The 1519-nt window shown below is 61.6% G+C and carries 2 protein-coding genes; both read right to left on the reverse strand.

Features of this window, described 5'->3' with window-relative positions:
* The coding region (locus RCF13_RS13855) for a hypothetical protein (protein WP_308141259.1) at nucleotides 1–670 on the reverse strand (670 nt) is incomplete at its 3' end.
* Nucleotides 671–941: 271 nt separating this feature from the next.
* On the reverse strand, nucleotides 942–1519 hold a 578-nt coding region (locus RCF13_RS13860), incomplete at its 5' end, for a hypothetical protein (RefSeq protein WP_308141260.1).

A 1519-nucleotide genomic window follows, 5' to 3' on the forward strand; every position in this document is an offset into this window, starting at 1 on the left:
AGAACTGGCTGTCGATCAGAAGCGCGGTATCGATGAGATGCTGCGCGCCGGTGGCGGCACCTGTCTCGTAGAAAGGCTGTTGCAGCGCGCGCGCCAGCCGCTCGGAACTGCCTTCCTTCATCAGCGGTGTTGTGGCGGTCGAAAGGTCGGGCACAACCGGCTTTTCCAGCGGTTCGGCTTCCATATTGGCGAGATTTTCCTGAAGCGCCAGCGTGCGGTCGATCACCGGATCGGCGAAACTGCGCAGCACGCCTTGCAGAAGCACATCGCCGGACTGACGCCGCGCAACAGCGCGCGCATGGGCAAGTCCGTTCCTGCCGATGATCTCGATCAGGTCGGACGGGCGCAGAAGGGGAGAGCGCAGGAGAATAGGCGCGGAGATTTCCACGGGCTGGTCGGCCAGCGCCAGAATGAGGCGGCGCGGCACGTCTTCCAATTGCGCCAGTGCATTGGCTGCGTGGCGCTTGCCGCGGGTGGAAGCGCATTGCAGAAGCGGCATGGCAAGATCTTCGAGCTGCTGCATATCCTGCCGTCCGGGGCGCGTGATACCCGCGAATGCCGAAATGGCGGCCGCCAGAAGGTCGTCCGCCTTGCTGCTCCCCGCTTTTGAATTCGACGGGCTCCGGTGGCCTGAAATATCCTCCAGGGCGCGGAACTGATCATTTGTCACGCAGAATACTCCGGTAGGCACACAACTCACCCGCCCCAAATCGCAGATCACGCCTCCGGCAGCAGCCGGTTTGCGCGCAAATGCTCCCCGCATGGGTCGGTGTTCCGGATAGTAGCGTTGAAGCCTTAGCAACTCATTAACCGTGCCAAAAAGAAACAGCATCGCTTCAGGCTTGGAGAGGTTCCAATCGAACCGGGGGGCGTCGGAAACGCGTTATGGCCGGACGCCGGGAGGTCCATGCATCACGCGCTGAAAATGCCGGGCACGGGTATTAGAGACCCTCAAACGGCGCACAGTGCGCTTCGGTGAAGAAGCGCTGCACTTGCCTGTTCCACGTTGCATCGGGCACGAAAGCGCGCAGCACGGCGACGCCTTCGCCGATATTCTGCTCGATCAGGATCGAACGCGCATCGGCCTGCGAACCATCCGAGCGCAGACTTGCCATGCCGATGGGATCGGCAAGGATCAGGTCGAGCTTGCGTTCGTTGGAAACGCTGTCGTTGAGGCTATAGAGATTGTCCCCGTTGGGCGCGTAGATCGAGAGCGACCAGTAAGGCACGTTTGCACCTGTCGTGATGTGCACGGGGCCGTCGGCAAGATCGAAGCGGCAGGTCGCTTCCTGTATCAGCGGATCGCTGTCGCTGACCGGGCCGGTCTTTTGATCCAGCCGCTGGAAACGGTATGGCTCGCTTCCGGTTTCGATCCGCGACCAGGCGTTCTTGTCGGAATAGAAGGGAACGAGGAAGAGAACCGCGATATGGACGATCGCCGCGCCGATGATGCCGAGAAGGACGAGGCGGAAAATTCTAGCCACGGCACGCTCCCGGATTTGCTCCCGCCACGCGCACG

The sequence above is a fragment of the Stenotrophomonas maltophilia group sp. RNC7 genome (assembly GCF_030910085.1).
Lineage (GTDB): Bacteria > Pseudomonadota > Gammaproteobacteria > Xanthomonadales > Xanthomonadaceae > Stenotrophomonas > Stenotrophomonas sepilia.